The sequence below is a fragment of the Bradyrhizobium sp. cir1 genome (assembly GCF_014198245.1).
Lineage (GTDB): Bacteria > Pseudomonadota > Alphaproteobacteria > Rhizobiales > Xanthobacteraceae > Bradyrhizobium.
In genome coordinates this window covers 308887-325058 of sequence record NZ_JACIHE010000005.1, presented here as the reverse complement: position 1 = coordinate 325058, position 16172 = coordinate 308887, and the positions used below count along the sequence as shown (strand labels likewise).

The following is a 16172-nucleotide window of genomic DNA, read 5'->3' as shown; positions in this document are numbered from 1 at the left end:
CCATAGTTCGGTGCTGCGCACCGCCCCGGAATGACACTCCCAACGCAGAAGGCCCGGGACGCACCCGGGCCTTTGCGAATTCAGCCGATAGCTCTGGCGCGCTTACGCGCTCGCCATGTCCGGGAAGACCGCCTCGATCTTGGTCTTCAGCGTCGCCGCGTTGAACGGCTTGACGATGTAATTGTTCACGCCGGCCTTCTTCGCCGCGATCACGTTCTCGGTCTTCGATTCCGCCGTGATCATGATGAAGGGCGTGGTGGCGAGATTCGGATCCGCGCGCACTTCGCGCAACAGGTCGTAGCCCGTCATCGGCTCCATGTTCCAGTCGGAGATCACGAGCCCGTACTTCTTGCCGCGCATCTTGTTCAGCGCCGCCGAACCGTCGCTGGCATCATCGATGTTCTCAAAGCCAAGCTGCTTCAGCAGATTCCTGATGATACGGATCATGGTGCTGTAGTCATCCACCACCAGAACCGGCATCGACAAATCAACCGCCATCTCGACTCCCCCAACGCATACCCAGGAATATTACGATCGGACCTGCCAGGCCGGAGGCCCGTCCAGTTCCACGTTCCAAGGACTAGCACCAAGGCGTTAAACAGCGCGTTAACTGGGGGCACCCCCGAAGAATTGAAATCCTGTTCAATGCGGGCCCCCTCCCCCGCTTGACTTCATCGCGCCGGTCAAGCCACGGTCCGGGCCGGTCCCGCCGGTTCGAGAAATTCCCCTGATGGCCCCGCAATTTACCGTTATTCGCGACACCACGCCGGATTCCTTGATTTCCAAGGGCGCGGTGGTCGCCATGGGCAATTTCGACGGGGTTCATCTCGGCCACCGGGCCGTCATCGCGGCCGCCCTGGAAATGGGCCGGACGCATGGCCGCCCTGCGCTGGCATTGACCTTTGAGCCGCATCCGCGGCGGTTTTTCAGCCCCAACACCCCGCAATTCCGCCTGACGGACGAGCGGGCCAAGCTGCGGCTTCTGGCCGGCACCGGGCTCGCCGGCGCCGTGGTCATGACCTTCGACAAGGCAAGGGCCGGCACCAGCGCGCAAGATTTCATTCACCACGAGCTGATCGGACGTCTCGGCGTCAGCGGCATCGCGGTCGGCTACGACTTCCATTTCGGCAAGGGACGGGTCGGCTCGCCGAGCCTGCTGGTCAACGAAGCGCCCCGCCTCGGCATCGAGGTCGACGTGCAGCCGCATGTCGACATCGACGAGCGGCCGGTCTCCTCCAGCGCCATCCGCACCGCGCTCGCCGAGGGCCTCCTCGATGAGGCCACCACCATGCTGGGCGCGCCCTGGTTCATCACCGGCGAGGTGATCCACGGCGAGAAGCGCGGCCGCGACCTCGGTTACCCCACTGCCAACATCCGTTTGGACGCCAATTGCGGCCTGAAGCACGGCATCTACGCGGTGCGGGTCGGCCGCGGGCCTGAGCGCCTGGACGGGGTGGCCAGCTTCGGCCGCCGCCCGACCTTTGATAATGGCGCTCCCCTCCTGGAGATCTTCCTGTTCGACTTCAAGGGCGACCTCTACGGGCAGGCGCTGGACTGCGCCTTCATCGGCTTCATCCGCGAGGAGCTGAAATTCGACAGCCTGGAGGCCCTGATCCGCCAGATGGACGACGATTCCGCCCGCGCCCGCGCCATGCTGGCCGCCGCCCCGGATGCATTTCCGAGGCTCGGCGCGATCGATTGAGGCCGAAAACCGCCCTTGGCGGACCTTGGCGGACCTTTGCGCTTCCCCCGTCCGGCTGCTATGGAGAGCCCATGTTTGCGCGGCGCATCATAGGGATTAGCGGCCCGGCTTCCGCCTGAGCCTGAAGGCTCGGCGCAAGACCGGGATTTTGTCGTTCCACCCCGCGATTCCGCATCGCCATCCATTTTCCCGCGCCCTTCCGAGCCAGTCAGCCTCATGTCCGAAAAGCCGCAAAAGTCCCAAAAGTCTGAAGTCAACGACTATTCCAAAACCCTGTTCCTGCCGCAGACCGAATTCCCGATGCGCGCCGGCCTGCCGCAGCGCGAGCCGGAGATCCTGAAATACTGGAACGACATCGGCCTCTACGACAAGCTGCGCAAGGAAGCCGAGGGCCGCGCCAAATTCGTGCTGCACGACGGACCGCCCTACGCCAACGGCAACATCCATATCGGGCACGCGCTGAACAAGATCCTCAAGGACGTCGTGACCAAGAGCCAGCAGATGCTCGGTTTCGACTCCAACTATGTGCCGGGCTGGGACTGCCACGGCCTGCCGATCGAATGGAAGATCGAGGAGGAGAACTACCGCAAGAAGGGCAAGCAGAAGCCCGATTTCCGCGACTCCACCGCGATGGTGGCATTCCGAAAGGAGTGCCGCGCCTATGCGACCCATTGGATCAACGTGCAGCGCGAGGAATTCAAGCGGCTCGGCATCATCGGCGACTGGGATCATCCGTACCAGACGATGAGCTATCCCGCCGAAGCGCAGATCGCGCGCGAGCTGATGAAATTCGCCGCCAACGGCACGCTGTATCGCGGCTCCAAGCCGGTGATGTGGAGCGTGGTCGAGAAGACAGCGCTTGCGGAAGCCGAGGTCGAGTACGAGGACTACACAAGCGACATGGTCTGGGTGAAATTCCCGGTGACCTCTCCGGCCCATGGCGTGCTGGCTTCCGCCAGCGTCGTGATCTGGACCACCACGCCGTGGACGCTGCCGGGCAACCGCGCCATCTCGTTCTCGCCGAAGATCGCCTACGGCCTCTACAAGGTGACGGATGCGCCCGCTGATAATTGGGCTAGGAACGGCGATCTCCTGATCCTCGCCGATGCGCTGGCCGCAGACGTGTTCAAGCAGGCGCGCGTTACGGCTTACGAGAAGGTGCGCGACATTCCCGGCGACACGCTGGACGCCGTCGAATGCGCCCATCCCTTGCGTGGCCTTGGTGGCGGTTACGAGTTCATCGTTCCGCTGCTCGCCGGCGAGCATGTCACCGACGATACCGGTACCGGCTTCGTGCACACCGCGCCGAGCCACGGCCGCGAGGACTTCGACGTCTGGACGGCGAACACCCGCGAGCTCGATGCGCGCGGCATCCCTACCGCGATCCCCTACACCGTCGACGAGAACGGCGCCTACACCGCACAGGCCCCCGGCTTCACCGGCAAGCGCGTGCTCAACGACAAGGGCGAGAAGGGCGATGCCAACGAGGCCGTGATCAAAGCCCTGGTCGAAGGCGGCAAGCTGCTCGCCCGCGGCCGGCTCAAGCATCAATACCCGCATTCCTGGCGCTCCAAGAAGCCGGTGATCTTCCGCAACACGCCGCAATGGTTCATCGCGATGGACAAGGACATCAGCGAGGACGGCCATGCGAAGAAGGGCGACACGCTGCGCGCCCGCGCGCTGCATGCGATCTCGGTCACGCAATGGGTGCCGCCGTCGGGCGAGAACCGCATCAACGGCATGATCGCCAACCGTCCGGACTGGGTGATCTCGCGCCAGCGCGCCTGGGGCGTGCCGATCGCCGTGTTCGTGCGCGAGAAGGCAGACGGCTCGGCCGAGATCCTGCAGGACGAGATCGTCAACCAGCGCATCACCGAAGCCTTCATGGAGGAAGGCGCGGACGCCTGGTATATGGACGGTGCCCGCGAGCGGTTCCTCGGATCGCGCGCGAACGAGGACTGGAAGAAGGTCGACGACATCTGCGACGTCTGGTTCGATTCCGGCTCGACGCACGCCTTCGTGCTCGAGGATCGCCAGAACTTTCCGCAGCTCGGCAACATCGTCCGCAAGGTCGACGGCGGCAGCGACACCGTGATGTATCTCGAAGGCAGCGACCAGCATCGCGGCTGGTTTCATTCCTCGCTGCTGGAAAGCGCCGGCACGCGCGGCCGTGCGCCCTACGACATCGTGCTCACCCACGGTTTCACGCTCGACGAGAACGGCCGCAAGATGTCGAAGTCGATCGGCAACACCGTCGAGCCGCAGAAGGTGATCAAGGATTCAGGCGCGGATATCCTGCGCCTCTGGGTCTGCGCCACCGACTACGCCGACGACCAGCGCATCGGCCCGGAGATCCTGAAGAACACCATCGAGACCTATCGCAAGCTGCGCAACACGGTCCGCTGGATGCTCGGAACGCTGCATCACTTCAAGGCGAGCGAGAAGGTCGCCCATGCCGAGATGCCCGAACTCGAACGGCTGATGCTCCACGAGCTTGCAAAGCGTGCCGCCGTCATTCGCTCGGCTTACGCGGTGTTCGACTACAAGACCGTCGTCGCCACGCTCTCCGCTTTCCTGAACAGCGAGCTGTCGGCCTTCTACTTCGACATCCGCAAGGACACGCTGTATTGTGATCCGCCGTCCTCGCCGGCGCGCAGGGCGGCGCTGACGACGATCGATCTGTTGTGCGAGTCCGTCCTGAAGTGGCTCGCTCCGATTCTGAGCTTCACCGCCGAGGAGGCCTGGCGGATGTACAGGCCGAAGGCCGAACCGTCAGTCCATCTCACGGTTTTCCCCGATACAATGGACGCATTCCTCGACGACAAGCTCGCCGCGAAATGGGAGACGATCCGCAACGTCCGCCGCGTCGTCACCGGCGCGCTCGAGCTCGAACGCGCCGCCAAGAACATCGGCTCCTCGCTCGAGGCTTCGCCGGTGATCTATGTCGCCGACCGGAACATGATGATGACGCTGTTCGACACCGACCTCGCCGAAATCTGCATCACCTCGAACTACGAGGTGCGTGAGGGCGAGGCGCCGGCTTCGGCGTTCCGTCTCGATGCCGTGCCCGGCGTTGCCGTCGTGGTGGAGAAGGCGGTCGGCACCAAATGCGCCCGCTCCTGGAAGATCTCGCCGACCGTCGGCGAAGACCCCGAATATCCCGACGTCACCCCGCGCGATGCGAAGGCGCTGCGCGAATGGAAGGCGCTGGGGGTGAGCGTCTGATCGGACGACCATGACCCCGCTCCGCGCCGGCATCCTCTCGGCCATCGGCACGGTCATTCTCGACCAGGCCTCAAAGCTCTGGCTGTTGAACGTGTTCGACCTCGCCCATCGCGGCGTGGTGAGAGTGACGCCGTTCTTCGACCTGGTGCTGGCCTGGAACATCGGCATCAGCTTCGGCTGGCTCCAGAACGACGGCCAGGCGGCGCAGATCGCGCTGATGGCGGTGAAGGCCATTGCGGTGATTGCGCTGGCGATCTGGATGGCCCGTTCGCACACCCTGCTGGCCACGATCGCGCTCGGCCTGATCATCGGTGGCGCCATCGGCAACGGCATCGACCGCCTGGCCTATGGCGCGGTGGTCGATTTCGCCCTGTTTCACATCGATATCGGCGGAAATACCTATAATTGGTACGTATTTAACCTCGCGGACGTGGCCATCGTTGCTGGGGTGGCGGGGCTATTGTATGATTCCTTCCTGGGGGTACCCGCCGCAAAAGCGCCCTGATCCCGGCCGATACGACCGGCAGGTGGAACCTTGCTTTTGCGAGGGTTTAGGCCGCGCGCGAGCGGCAAACTGCCACAATTTGGAACAGGTACAGCGATGCGCAGCTCGAAGACCAGCGGTTCGATGGTTCGAGATCCCCGGTGGGGGTTCTGGCAGGCATTGAAATTATCCGCCGTCGCGCTCGGCATCGGTCTCGTGACGTCGGCAGGCGCGGCCCGCGCCGGTGACGACGGCGACGATGACGATGACATGACCTTCGAAGAGAAGCTCATCGACAATCTGATGTCCGGCATCGGCGCCAAGAGCATGGAGAAGAAGGGTATCGAGTACCGCGAGCGCTCCCCGCTGGTGGTGCCGCCCAAGCTCGACCTGCCGCCGCCCGCCGGAACCGAAGCCAAGAACGCGCCGAACTGGCCTAAGGACCCCGACGAGAAGCGCCGCAAGGAAGCGATCGCCCAGCGGAAAAAGGCCGTCAAGGCGACGGAGAGCTGGCAGGCCGCCCGGCCGCTGACGCCAGCCGAGATGAAGGCCGGCCAGGTTGCCGCCCCGGAGCGCACGAGCAATGACCCGATCCAGCCGGGCACCAACGGCAATCCCTCGCTCAGCCCCGCCCAGCTCGGTTTCTCCGGCGGTCTGTGGAACATGATGAAGGGTGGCAACGGCTCCGAAGAAAAGCAGTTCACGTCGGAGCCACCGCGCCAGTCGCTGGTCGAGCCGCCGCCGGGCTACCAGACGCCGTCGCCGAACTACGCCTATGGCGCCGGTCCGGACAAGTCGCGGCGGACCTATTTCGACATCATGTCGGGCAAGGACAAGGAACAATAGCGTTCCTCGTCCGTCATGACACCCCGATAGACGCCAACCTGGCGCCGGCTGCTGCTGCTGCACGCCGGACGCGGTCTATAAATTGCCTATCAGTAACTTGCCTACGCGTTGAGTTCTCTGCTTCGTGACGCGAAGCCTCAGCCGCACGGTATACGATGCCGTGCCTCCGAGCCGGACATCCGGGCTCGGCCTGTCATAAGGATCATGATGTCCGCTAACCGATCGGCTGCCTGCCTCCTTGCCGCGCTGCTTTCGACCAGTGTCCTGTCGGCCGGCGCCGCCGTTGCCCAGACCACGGTGACATCGGCACCACCCGCCAGCTTCACGCTCAGCAACGGCATGCAGGTCGTGGTGATCCCGGACCACCGCACGCCCGTGGTCACCGAGATGATCTGGTACAAGGTCGGCTCGGCCGACGAGACACCCGGCAAATCCGGGCTCGCGCATTTCCTCGAGCACCTGATGTTCAAAGGCACCTCGAAGCATCCGGTCGGCGAATTCTCCCAGACCGTGCTTCGCGTCGGCGGCAACGAGAACGCCTCGACATCGGTCGACTACACCAACTACTACCAGCGGGTGCCGAAGGAGCAGCTGCCGACCATGATGGAGTTCGAGGCCGATCGCATGACCGGCCTGATCCTCAAGGACGAGAACGTGCTGCCCGAACGCGACGTGGTGCTCGAAGAGTACAACATGCGCGTCGCCAACAATCCCGAGGCGCGGCTCAACGAGCAGATCATGGCCGCGCTCTATCTCAACCATCCCTATGGCCGGCCGGTGATCGGCTGGCACCAGGAGATCGAGAAGCTCGATCGCGAGGATGCGCTGGCCTTCTACCGCCGCTTCTACGCGCCGAACAACGCGATCCTGGTGATCGCCGGCGACGTCGAGGCCTCCGACATTCGCCCGCTGGTCGAGCGCAATTTCGGCTCCATCCCGGCCCAACCCGCCATCCCGGCGCGCCGCGTCCGCCCGCAGGAGCCCGAGCCGGCCGCCCCGCGCACCGTCACGCTGGCCGACCCGCGCGTGGAGCAGCCGAGCCTGCGCCGCTATTATCTTGCGCCCTCCGCAACGACGGCCGCGGCCGGCGAGAGCGCCGCCCTCGACGTGCTGGCGCAGCTGATGGGCAGCGGCAGCAACTCCTATCTCTACCGCGCGCTCGTCGTCGACAAGCCGCTCGCGGTCTCCGCCAGCGCCAGCTATTCGAGCATCTCGCTCGACCCGACCCAGTTCGCGATCTCGGCCGCGCCGAAACCCGGCGTCAGCTTCGCCGAGGTCGAGCAGGTGATCGACGGCGTCATCGCCGACATCGCGCAGAACCCGATCCGCGCCGAGGATCTGGAGCGCGTGAAAACTCAGCTCATTGCCGAGGCGATCTACGCCCAGGACAATCAGGCCGTGCTGGCGCGCTGGTATGGCGGCGCGCTGACCACGGGCCTGTCGATCGAGGACATCAGGAGCTGGCCCGACCGCATTCGCGCGGTCACCGCCGAGCAGGTGCGCGCCGTCGCGCAGAAATGGCTCGAGAAGAAGCGCTCGGTGACGGGCTATCTGATCAAGGACACTGCTGCCACCAAGCGCGAGGAGAAGCGTTCGTGACCTATCCCTTCCTTCGCGCAAGACATTTCGCACTGTCCCTCGCTACCGGCGCGGCGCTCGCGCTCGCCACGATCTCACCGTCGCAGGCGGCCGCAAAGATCCAGCGCCTGATCTCGCCCGGCGGCATCGAGGCCTGGTTCGTGCAGGACGCGACCGTGCCGCTGATCGCCATGGAATATTCCTTTGCCGGCGGCTCGGCCCAGGATCCCAAGGACAAGTCGGGCGTCGCCAATCTCGTCGGCGACCTGCTCGATGAAGGCTCCGGCGACCTCGACTCCAAGACCTTCCACGAGCGGCTCGACCGCCGCGCCATCGAGCTCTCGTTCAGTGCCAGCCGCGACAGCTTCCGCGGCAGCCTGCGCATGCTGCGCGACAACAAGGACGAGGCCTTCGACCTGCTGCGGATGGCGCTGACCTCGCCGCATTTCGACACCACCGACGTCGAGCGCATCCGCTCGCAGGTTCTCTCCGGCCTGCGTCGCGAGACCACCAATCCGTCATCGCTCGCGAGCCGCAAGTTCCTCGAGGTCGCCTTTGGCGATCATCCCTACGGCCGGCAGAGCAACGGCACGCTGGACAGCGTGCCGACCATCACGGTCGCCGACCTCAAGGACTATGTCGGCCGCGTGCTCGCCAGGGACGGGCTGAAAGTCGCTGTCGTCGGCGACGTCGATCCGGAGACGCTCGGCAAGCTGCTCGACCACACCTTCGGCAGCCTGCCCGCGAAGGCCAATCTCGCGCCGGTGCCCGACGTCGACGCGGCCAAGCCGCCGCAGCGCGCCTTCGTGCCGCTCGACGTGCCGCAGACCGTGATCACTTTCGGCGGCCCCGGCGTGAAGCGCAGCGACCCCAACTTCATGGCGGCCTATGTCGTCAACCACATCCTCGGCGGCGGCGGACTGTCCTCCCGGCTCTATCGCGAGGTGCGCGAGAAGCGGGGCCTTGCCTATTCCGTGTTCGAATCCCTGCTCTGGATGGAACATTCGGCAGTCTTCATCGGCAATACCGGCACCCGCGCCGACCGCGCCGGCGACACCATCGACGCCATCGAGAAGGAGGTGCGCCGCATCGCCGAGGAGGGCCCGACGCAGAAGGAGCTCGACGAGGCCAAGTCCTACCTCAAGGGCTCGCAGATGCTGGCGCTCGACACCTCATCCAAGCTGGCGCAGGCGCTGCTGCAGTACCAGCAGGACAAGCTGCCGATCGACTATATCGAAAGGCGCAATGCCATCGTCGATGCGGTGACGCTGGACGACGCCAAGGCGGCCGCCAAGCGGCTCTGGGGCCAGGGCCTGCTGACGGTCGTCGTCGGCCGCGCCCCGCAGGCCGCCGCGCAGCCCGCGGCCACGGCGCCGAAATCGAATTGACCTCTGCTCTATAGGCTTCCTGAAATGGCCGGGCTCGTCCCGGCCATTTGCGTTTTACAGCGGCGCCATTGCTGAAGGCCGATGTCCGCGGTATGTCCGGGCATCACGAATGGTGCCATCATGCTGCGGATATCCCGCGATCTCGTCATCGACGAGGACGACATCGAGATCGGCTTCGTCCGCGCCTCCGGCCCGGGCGGGCAGAACGTCAACAAGGTCGCAACCTCCGCGCAGCTCCGCTTCGACACGCGCAAGCTGACCTTGCCCGAGGATGCCGCGCTGCGCCTCGCCCGCATCGCCGGCCAGCGCATGACCAAGGACGGCGTGATCGTGATTCATGCCCAGCGCTTCCGGACCCAGGAGCGCAACCGTCAGGACGCCATCGACCGCCTCGTGGAAATCCTCAAGGAGGCCATGGTGCGGCCGACGCCGCGGCGCGCGACGCGGCCGACCTTCGCCTCCAAGCAGCGCCGGCTCGAGGGCAAGAAGCGCCGCAGCGACGTCAAGGCGAAGCGCGGGCGCGGTTTCGACGACTGAAGCGCGATGAGATTTGGATGAATCGTCATCGCGCTTTAGGTTGTTGTTTACGCATGATCTTTCCGGAAAACCGCTTCGCACTTTTCCGGATCATGCTTTAGGCAACGAAAAACCTCCGGCCGCCAGGCGGCCGGAGGTTTGCCAATTCGCACGCTGGCGTCAGTAGCGCTTGCCGGTGGCAGCGCCACCCGCCGCCGGATCGTCGGCTGTGCCCTTGTGTGTCGAGCTGCCGGTCGTTCCGACGGTACCCTTCGTTCCTTTGCCCGACTTCATACCGGTCTTCTCGCCCGCAGTCCCCTGCTGGGCACCGAGATCCTCATCTTCGCTGCCTGACGCGCCACCCTGCATGGGCTTGCTTTGCACGGTGCCGCCAGGCCTGGCGCCAGATGACGTCCCTTGCGCGAGAACGGGCGTCGCAATGAGGGCTGCAAGAGCGCATGCGACTGCAGAGGTCTTCACCAACTTCATCCATTATCTCCTGGATTTTTTCGCGATGAACCATTCGGCTGCCTTCTGCGCCGTTCGCCTGCACCGGACCGGTTCATCGCGTAGAGAGTTCGAACGGCGCGTGGGTGATGCAAGCCGCGTCGTGTGGTGATCGTTTAGGGTTTTCGCGGCGCTTTCGCGGAATTGTCCTCCGCATATAAGGCAGCGCGGAACACCACACGCCACAGGCATCTCCGCACGCAGCGAAACAGCCCGCTACTACCACCGCATGTTTGGCCGCGCCTAGTGTTTGCGCACGTTGATGGAGATGGCGGATTCTTGGCGATGCGCGTAGTCGGGCTGGGATTGTGCACCGCGGTGGTGCTGGTGGTGCCGGTCGCCGATGCGCAAATGCCGTTGCCTGCCGCCAAGCCGCCGGATGGTGCCAAATTGTTCAAGCAGCAATGCGCCGTGTGCCACACCTTGAGCCCGTCGGAACCGATGCGGCAAGGCCCGCCCCTGGTCAAGATCGTAGGCCGGCCCGCCGGCAAGGTCGAAGGCTTTCATTATTCGGACGGCCTCGCCAAGGCTGATTTCACCTGGGACGAGACCCGGCTCGACGCCTGGCTGGCCAATCCGCAAGCCGTCATTCCCGGCGTGATCATGGCGTACCGGCAGGCCAGGCCGGAGACGCGCGCCGCGATCATCACCTTTCTCAAGGAGCAGAACTGAATGGCAAAGCCAGTCCATTCCATGATCCGCGTGCTCGACGAGGCGCGCTCGCTCGACTTCTACAGGCGCGCTTTCGGCCTGGAGGTCGCCGACCATCTGAAGTTCTCCGATTTTGCACTGATCTATCTGCGTCACCCGTCCTCACCTTTCGAGGTGGAGCTGACGGTGAATTTCGATCGCAAGGAGCCGTACGCGCTCGGCGACGGCTACGGCCATCTCGCCGTGGTGGTCGAGGATCTCGAAGCCGAGCATGCCCGCTTCGAGCGCGAGAAGCTCGCACCGGGACCCCTGCGCGACTTCAAGCACGATGGCAAGACGCTGGCGCGCTTCTTCTTCGTCAGCGATCCCGACGGCTACAAGATCGAGGTGATCCAGCGGGGCGGACGCTTCGGCTGATCAAACACAAAAATCCAAATCACAAAAATTGACGGAGGAATGCCATGAGAGAAGTCGATCGTCGAAGCAAGCACAGCCGCCGCGTCTTTCTCAAGGGCGCGGCGACCGCCGTACCGGTCGTAACAGTCGCGACCAGCGTCGCCGTCAGCATCGAAGGCGCCTGGGCCGATGATGCGAGCGCGCTCTCGCCCGCGACAATGAAGACGCTGCTGAAGGTCGCGCGCGACATCTATCCGCACGACGTCCTCGGCGACAGCTATTACATCACCGCGATCAAGCCGTGGGACGGCAAGGCGGCCAAGGATCCCGCCGTCAAATCGCTGATCAGCGACGGCATCAGCCGGCTCGATCAGAACGCGCGCGATCGCCACAAGGTCGCTTATGCCGAGGTGCCCTGGGAAGCCGACCGCGTGGTGCTGCTGAAGGAAATCGAGCAGAGCGACTTCTTCCAGAAGGTGCGCGGCGACCTCATCGTCTCGCTCTACAACCAGAAAGAGGTCTGGCCGCGGTTCGGCTACGAGGGCTCCTCCGCCGAGTATGGCGGCTACATCAACCGCGGCTTCGCCGACATCGACTGGCTGCCGAAGGCTTAACGCACCCAACGGTTCAGGAGAACGCATATGGCCAAATTCGATCTGAACGACTCGAGCGTTGTGGTGATCGTCGGTTCCGGTGCCGGAGGCGGCACGCTGGGCAACGAGCTCGCGCAAAAGGGCGTCAAGGTTGTCATCCTGGAAGCAGGTCCGCGCATCGAGAACCAGGATTTCATCAACGACGAGTGGGAGAGCTTTTCCCAGCTCGCCTGGACCGACGCGCGCACCACGTCGGGGACGTGGCGCGTCGCTAAGGATTTTTCGGGCCTCCCCGCCTGGATCGTCAAGGCGGTCGGCGGCTCCACCGTGCACTGGGCCGGCGCCTCGCTGCGCTTCGACGAGCACGAATTCCGGGTGAAGAGCGCCTACGGCAACATTCCCGGTGCCAACCTTTTGGACTGGCCGGTGACGCTGGCGGAGATGGAGCCGTGGTACGCCAAGGCCGAGAACAAGATGGGCGTGACCCGCACCAACGGCATTCCCGGACTTCCCGGCAACAATAACTTCAAGGTGCCGGAAGCCGGTGCGAAGAAGCTCGGCTACAAGACCGTGCACACCGGCAACATGGCGATCAACAGCCAGCCGCGCGACGGACGCGGCTCGTGCCAGCAGATCGGCTTCTGCTTCCAGGGCTGCAAGTCGGGTGCGAAATGGTCGACGCTCTACACCGAGATCCCCAAGGGCGAGGCGACCGGCAATCTCGAAGTCAGGCCGAGCAGCATGGCGATCAAGATCGAGCATGACGCCGGCGGCAAGGTCACCGGCGTCGTCTACGCCGACGAGACCGGCGCCATGCAGCGCCAGAAGGCGCGCATCGTTGCAGTCGCCGGCAATTCCATCGAAAGCCCGCGGCTGCTGCTCAACAGCGCCTCGACCATGTTCCCCGACGGCCTCGCCAATTCATCAGGGCAGGTCGGGCGCAACTACATGCGGCACATGACCGGCAGCGTCTATGCCGTGTTCGAGAAGTCGGTGCACATGTATCGCGGCACCACCATGGCCGGCATCATCCGTGATGAAGCCGCCAATAACCCGAAACGCGGCTTCGTCGGCGGCTACGAGATGGAGACGCTGTCGATCGGCCTGCCCTTCATGGCGGCGTTCCTCAATCCGGGCGCCTGGGGCCGCTCGTTCACGTCAGCGCTCGACGGCTACCCGCGGATGGCCGGCATGTGGCTGGTCGGCGAGGACATGCCGCAGGAGACCAACCGCATCACGCTCGATCCTGTTGTGAAGGACAAGTTCGGGCAGCCGGTGGCGAGCGTGCATTTCGACGATCATCCCAACGACGTCGCGATGCGGGCCCACGCCTACAAGCAGGGCGCCGCCGTCTACAACGCCGTCGGCGCCACCGTGACCTATCCGACACCGCCCTATCCGAGCACGCACAATCTCGGCACCAACCGGATGAGCGAAAAACCGCGCGACGGCGTCGTCAACAAGTTCGGGCAGAGCCACGACATCAAGAACCTGTTCGTCTCCGACGGCAGCCAGTTCACCAGCGGCGCGGCCTGCAACCCGACACTGACCATCGTCGCGCTGGCGATCCGGCAGGCGGACTACATTGCGGGGGCGATGCAGAAGAAGGAGATCTAACGCCCGATAAGCAAACCGCTCTCTCCCCCGTCATTGCGAGCGGAGCGAAGCAATCCAGACGGCCGACGCGGAAAGATTCTGGATTGCTTCGTCGCAAGTGCTCCTCGCAATGACGATGTGGATGGAGTCCCGTAGCCCGGATGGAGCGCAGCGTAATCCGGGGCCGCCGCCCGAATCCCGGATTGCGCTGCGCTCCATCCGGGCTACGCACCTTTGTTGGGTCAGCTATTCGGCCGCGTCGAGAATCGGCGCCACCGTGGCCTTGAAATCCTGGACCGGCGTGACGCTCCGGGAGCGATAGATCAAACACGAGCAGCGCAGGAGCGAAGCAAAATTGTTGACCTCGCCGTGATGGTCGAGCACCTCGTTGTAGAGCGTGGTCAGGAACTTGCCGAGGCTCATGCTCTCCTTGGCCGCGATCTCCTCCAGCGTGTCCCAGAATGCCATTTCCAGCCGGATCGAGGTGCAATGGCCGCCGATCCGTAAGGAACGCGTCTGGGATTCGTAGTCGCGTTGGGGCTGGTGCGCGAAGAGATGGCACATGGCGTCCTCCCGTCCTGTTGCCATTTTTTCACGATGCTACACCCCGGCCCGGCACCCCACAATCACGACACCGCCGCCAAAGGCCGGCCGCCGGCGCGCGGCCCGCTCGAACGTCCAATGTCTTCAATGTGATAGGCATCCTTCTTCCCCAGCCCGCCACGTTCCTGTTGCCCAACACATGCTTTTGACGCAACACGGCCTAGAATAGCGCTGTCAGCGAATCCAGATTCGAGCCTCATGCCCGTCCGCCAGCTTCCAGAACAGGTCGTCAACCGCATCGCCGCCGGCGAGGTGGTCGAGCGGCCCGCGAGCGTGGTCAAGGAGCTGGTCGAGAACGCCATCGATGCCGGCGCGAGCCGGATCGACGTCTTCACGGATGGCGGCGGGCGGCGGCGGATCGGCATCACCGACGACGGCAGCGGCATGACCGCGAGGGACCTGTCGCTCGCCGTCGAGCGCCATGCGACGTCAAAACTCGACGACGAGGATTTGCTGCAGATCCGCACCCTCGGGTTCCGCGGCGAGGCGCTGCCCTCGATCGGCTCGGTCGCGCGTCTGTCGATCACGACGCGCCATGCCAGCGAGCCGCACGCCTGGGCGCTCAACGTCGAGGGCGGCGAGAAGTCCGAGATCATGCCGGCCGCGCTGGCGCACGGCACGCGGGTCGAGGTCAATGACCTCTTCTATGCGACGCCGGCGCGGCTGAAATTCCTGAAGACCGACCGCACCGAAGCGGAAGCGATCCGCGAGGTGGTGCGGCGCCTCGCCATGGCACGGCCCGACGTCGCCTTCACGCTCGCCGGCGAGGAGCGCGCGCCGGTGACCTGGGCGGCCGCCCTGCCTGGCGCGGCCGGACGCCTGACGCGGCTCGGCGATATTCTCGGCGCGGAATTCCGCAGCCACGCCATCGAGGTCCATGCCGAGCGCGAGGGCGTCGTCGTCGCCGGCTATGCCGCGGCTCCCGCGCTGACCAAGGCCAACGCGCTCGGGCAATATCTCTTCGTCAACGGCCGGCCGGTGCGCGACAAGCTGATCCTGGGGGCCGTGCGCGCGGCCTATTCCGACTATCTGCCGCGCGACCGCCATCCGGTGCTGGCGCTGTTCGTGACGCTCGACCCGCGCGAGGTCGACGCCAACGTGCATCCGGCCAAGACCGAGGTGCGCTTCCGCAATGCCGGCCTCGTCCGCGCGCTGATTGTGCACGGATTGAAGGAAGCGCTCGCACGCGAGGGCCGCCGCACCGCCGCCAACAGCGGCGAGAGCGCACTATCCTCGTTCCGGCCCGCGTTCACGCCGCCCCGCCCGGCAAGCTGGGACTGGCGGGCCTCGCCATCCGCCCCGGGGGCGCCGATGCCGTCATTCGAAGGCTCCGCCGCGCCCGCTTTCGCCGAGCGCGCGCAGGCCGCCTTCGATGTCGGCGCGCCCAGCGCGGACGTGCGGATCGAAACCCAGCCTGTTGGCGACCTCGTCGACCGCCCGCTCGGCGCGGCGCGCACGCAGATCCACGAGACCTACATCGTCTCGCAGACCCGCGACGGCCTGATCATCGTCGACCAGCACGCCGCGCATGAGCGCATCGTCTATGAGCGGCTGAAGGCCTCGCTGGCCGCAAACGGCGTGCAGCGGCAGATCCTTTTGATCCCCGAGATCGTCGAGATGGACGAGGCCACGGTCGAGCGCCTGCTCGAGCGCAGCGAGGAGCTGGCTTCGTTCGGTCTCGCCATCGAGTCCTTCGGCCCCGGCGCGGTCGCGGTGCGCGAGACGCCGTCGCTGCTCGGCAAGACCAACGCGGGCGGGCTCTTGCGCGATCTCTCCGAGCACATGGCCGAGTGGGACGAGGCGCTGCCTCTCGAACGCCGCCTGATGCACGTCGCTGCCACCATGGCCTGCCACGGCTCGGTGCGCGCCGGACGACGGCTGCGGCCCGAAGAGATGAACGCGCTGCTCCGCGAGATGGAGGAGACGCCAAACTCCGGCCAGTGCAATCACGGTCGGCCGACTTATGTGGAATTGAAGCTGTCGGACGTGGAGAAGCTGTTCGGGCGGCGGTGACGGCGCCGTAGGGTGGGTTAGCGAAGCGTAACCCACCTCTTCTTCTTCCGCGGAGACAGAAGTGGTGGGTTAGG

Annotated in this window: 15 protein-coding genes; 12 read left to right on the top strand and 3 right to left on the bottom strand. The window is 65.1% G+C overall.

Features of this window, described 5'->3' with window-relative positions:
* Positions 1-102: 102 nt before the first annotated feature.
* Positions 103-498: a response regulator gene (locus GGD63_RS14265; protein WP_008567674.1), complete on the bottom strand. Its 396-nt coding sequence runs from the start codon at positions 496-498 to the stop codon at positions 103-105.
* 232 nt (positions 499-730) lie between these two features.
* Here GGD63_RS14265 and GGD63_RS14260 point away from each other — a divergent pair, with 232 nt between their 5' ends.
* The 7 genes from GGD63_RS14260 (at position 731) to arfB (ending at position 9760) form a co-directional block, all read left to right on the top strand.
* Positions 731-1702, top strand: coding sequence for a bifunctional riboflavin kinase/FAD synthetase (locus GGD63_RS14260; RefSeq protein WP_183242917.1), 972 nt, complete (start codon positions 731-733; stop codon positions 1700-1702).
* Positions 1703-1918: 216 nt separating this feature from the next.
* A complete protein-coding gene (gene ileS / locus GGD63_RS14255; protein WP_183242915.1) occupies positions 1919-4927 on the top strand; it encodes an isoleucine--tRNA ligase in 3009 nt (1002 codons plus the stop codon).
* Positions 4928-4937: 10 nt separating this feature from the next.
* Positions 4938-5432 (top strand): signal peptidase II, encoded by a 495-nt coding sequence (gene lspA / locus GGD63_RS14250; RefSeq protein WP_183242913.1) that lies wholly within the window; start codon positions 4938-4940, stop codon positions 5430-5432.
* Between the two features lie 96 nt (positions 5433-5528).
* Positions 5529-6257: a hypothetical protein gene (locus GGD63_RS14245; protein ID WP_183242912.1), complete on the top strand. Its 729-nt coding sequence runs from the start codon at positions 5529-5531 to the stop codon at positions 6255-6257.
* A 207-nt stretch (positions 6258-6464) separates the two neighbouring features.
* Positions 6465-7856 (top strand): pitrilysin family protein, encoded by a 1392-nt coding sequence (locus GGD63_RS14240; RefSeq protein WP_183243089.1) that lies wholly within the window; start codon positions 6465-6467, stop codon positions 7854-7856.
* Positions 7853-9223 carry a pitrilysin family protein gene (locus GGD63_RS14235; protein WP_183242911.1) on the top strand — a complete coding sequence of 457 codons (1371 nt, stop codon included), beginning with the start codon at positions 7853-7855 and terminating at the stop codon, positions 9221-9223. Before GGD63_RS14240 ends, GGD63_RS14235 begins: the two co-directional genes overlap by 4 nt.
* A 120-nt stretch (positions 9224-9343) precedes the next feature.
* Positions 9344-9760, top strand: coding sequence for an alternative ribosome rescue aminoacyl-tRNA hydrolase ArfB (arfB, locus tag GGD63_RS14230; protein WP_183242910.1), 417 nt, complete (start codon positions 9344-9346; stop codon positions 9758-9760).
* A 159-nt stretch (positions 9761-9919) separates the two neighbouring features.
* Here arfB and GGD63_RS14225 read toward each other — a convergent pair whose 3' ends face one another.
* Positions 9920-10228 (bottom strand): hypothetical protein, encoded by a 309-nt coding sequence (locus GGD63_RS14225; RefSeq protein ID WP_183242909.1) that lies wholly within the window; start codon positions 10226-10228, stop codon positions 9920-9922.
* A 303-nt stretch (positions 10229-10531) separates the two neighbouring features.
* Between GGD63_RS14225 and GGD63_RS14220 the strand changes: the two genes are divergently transcribed.
* Genes GGD63_RS14220 through GGD63_RS14205 form a run of 4 tightly spaced genes read left to right on the top strand, consistent with a single transcriptional unit; the run spans position 10532 to position 13503 of the window.
* Positions 10532-10918: a cytochrome c family protein gene (locus tag GGD63_RS14220; RefSeq protein ID WP_183243087.1), complete on the top strand. Its 387-nt coding sequence runs from the start codon at positions 10532-10534 to the stop codon at positions 10916-10918.
* Complete coding sequence (locus tag GGD63_RS14215; RefSeq protein WP_183242908.1) at positions 10919-11314, top strand: VOC family protein; 396 nt, start codon at positions 10919-10921, stop codon at positions 11312-11314. It begins immediately after the preceding gene.
* A 44-nt stretch (positions 11315-11358) separates the two neighbouring features.
* Entirely contained in the window at positions 11359-11907 is a 549-nt protein-coding gene (locus GGD63_RS14210; protein WP_183242907.1) for a gluconate 2-dehydrogenase subunit 3 family protein, read from the top strand.
* A gap of 27 nt (positions 11908-11934) precedes the next feature.
* Positions 11935-13503 (top strand): GMC family oxidoreductase, encoded by a 1569-nt coding sequence (locus GGD63_RS14205; RefSeq protein ID WP_183242906.1) that lies wholly within the window; start codon positions 11935-11937, stop codon positions 13501-13503.
* A gap of 225 nt (positions 13504-13728) precedes the next feature.
* Here the strand turns inward: GGD63_RS14205 and GGD63_RS14200 are convergent, their stop codons facing one another.
* Positions 13729-14046, bottom strand: a complete 318-nt coding sequence (locus GGD63_RS14200) for a ribbon-helix-helix domain-containing protein (protein ID WP_183242904.1) — start codon at positions 14044-14046, stop codon at positions 13729-13731.
* 237 nt (positions 14047-14283) lie between these two features.
* Here GGD63_RS14200 and mutL point away from each other — a divergent pair, with 237 nt between their 5' ends.
* Positions 14284-16098 (top strand): DNA mismatch repair endonuclease MutL, encoded by a 1815-nt coding sequence (gene mutL, locus GGD63_RS14195; RefSeq protein ID WP_183242902.1) that lies wholly within the window; start codon positions 14284-14286, stop codon positions 16096-16098.
* Positions 16099-16172: the final 74 nt, after the last annotated feature.

Excerpts from the sequence above, each read along its gene's own strand:
- GGD63_RS14265 (WP_008567674.1), bottom strand. The coding sequence starts at position 498 with ATGGCGGTTGATTTGTCGATGCCGGTTCTGGTGGTGGATGACTACAGC.
- GGD63_RS14260 (WP_183242917.1), top strand. The coding sequence starts at position 731 with ATGGCCCCGCAATTTACCGTTATTCGCGACACCACGCCGGATTCCTTG.
- ileS (WP_183242915.1), top strand. The coding sequence starts at position 1,919 with ATGTCCGAAAAGCCGCAAAAGTCCCAAAAGTCTGAAGTCAACGACTAT.
- lspA (WP_183242913.1), top strand. The coding sequence starts at position 4,938 with ATGACCCCGCTCCGCGCCGGCATCCTCTCGGCCATCGGCACGGTCATT.
- GGD63_RS14245 (WP_183242912.1), top strand. The coding sequence starts at position 5,529 with ATGCGCAGCTCGAAGACCAGCGGTTCGATGGTTCGAGATCCCCGGTGG.
- GGD63_RS14240 (WP_183243089.1), top strand. The coding sequence starts at position 6,465 with ATGTCCGCTAACCGATCGGCTGCCTGCCTCCTTGCCGCGCTGCTTTCG.
- arfB (WP_183242910.1), top strand. The coding sequence starts at position 9,344 with ATGCTGCGGATATCCCGCGATCTCGTCATCGACGAGGACGACATCGAG.
- GGD63_RS14225 (WP_183242909.1), bottom strand. The coding sequence starts at position 10,228 with ATGAAGTTGGTGAAGACCTCTGCAGTCGCATGCGCTCTTGCAGCCCTC.
- GGD63_RS14220 (WP_183243087.1), top strand. The coding sequence starts at position 10,532 with ATGCGCGTAGTCGGGCTGGGATTGTGCACCGCGGTGGTGCTGGTGGTG.
- GGD63_RS14215 (WP_183242908.1), top strand. The coding sequence starts at position 10,919 with ATGGCAAAGCCAGTCCATTCCATGATCCGCGTGCTCGACGAGGCGCGC.
- GGD63_RS14210 (WP_183242907.1), top strand. The coding sequence starts at position 11,359 with ATGAGAGAAGTCGATCGTCGAAGCAAGCACAGCCGCCGCGTCTTTCTC.
- GGD63_RS14205 (WP_183242906.1), top strand. The coding sequence starts at position 11,935 with ATGGCCAAATTCGATCTGAACGACTCGAGCGTTGTGGTGATCGTCGGT.
- GGD63_RS14200 (WP_183242904.1), bottom strand. The coding sequence starts at position 14,046 with ATGTGCCATCTCTTCGCGCACCAGCCCCAACGCGACTACGAATCCCAG.
- mutL (WP_183242902.1), top strand. The coding sequence starts at position 14,284 with ATGCCCGTCCGCCAGCTTCCAGAACAGGTCGTCAACCGCATCGCCGCC.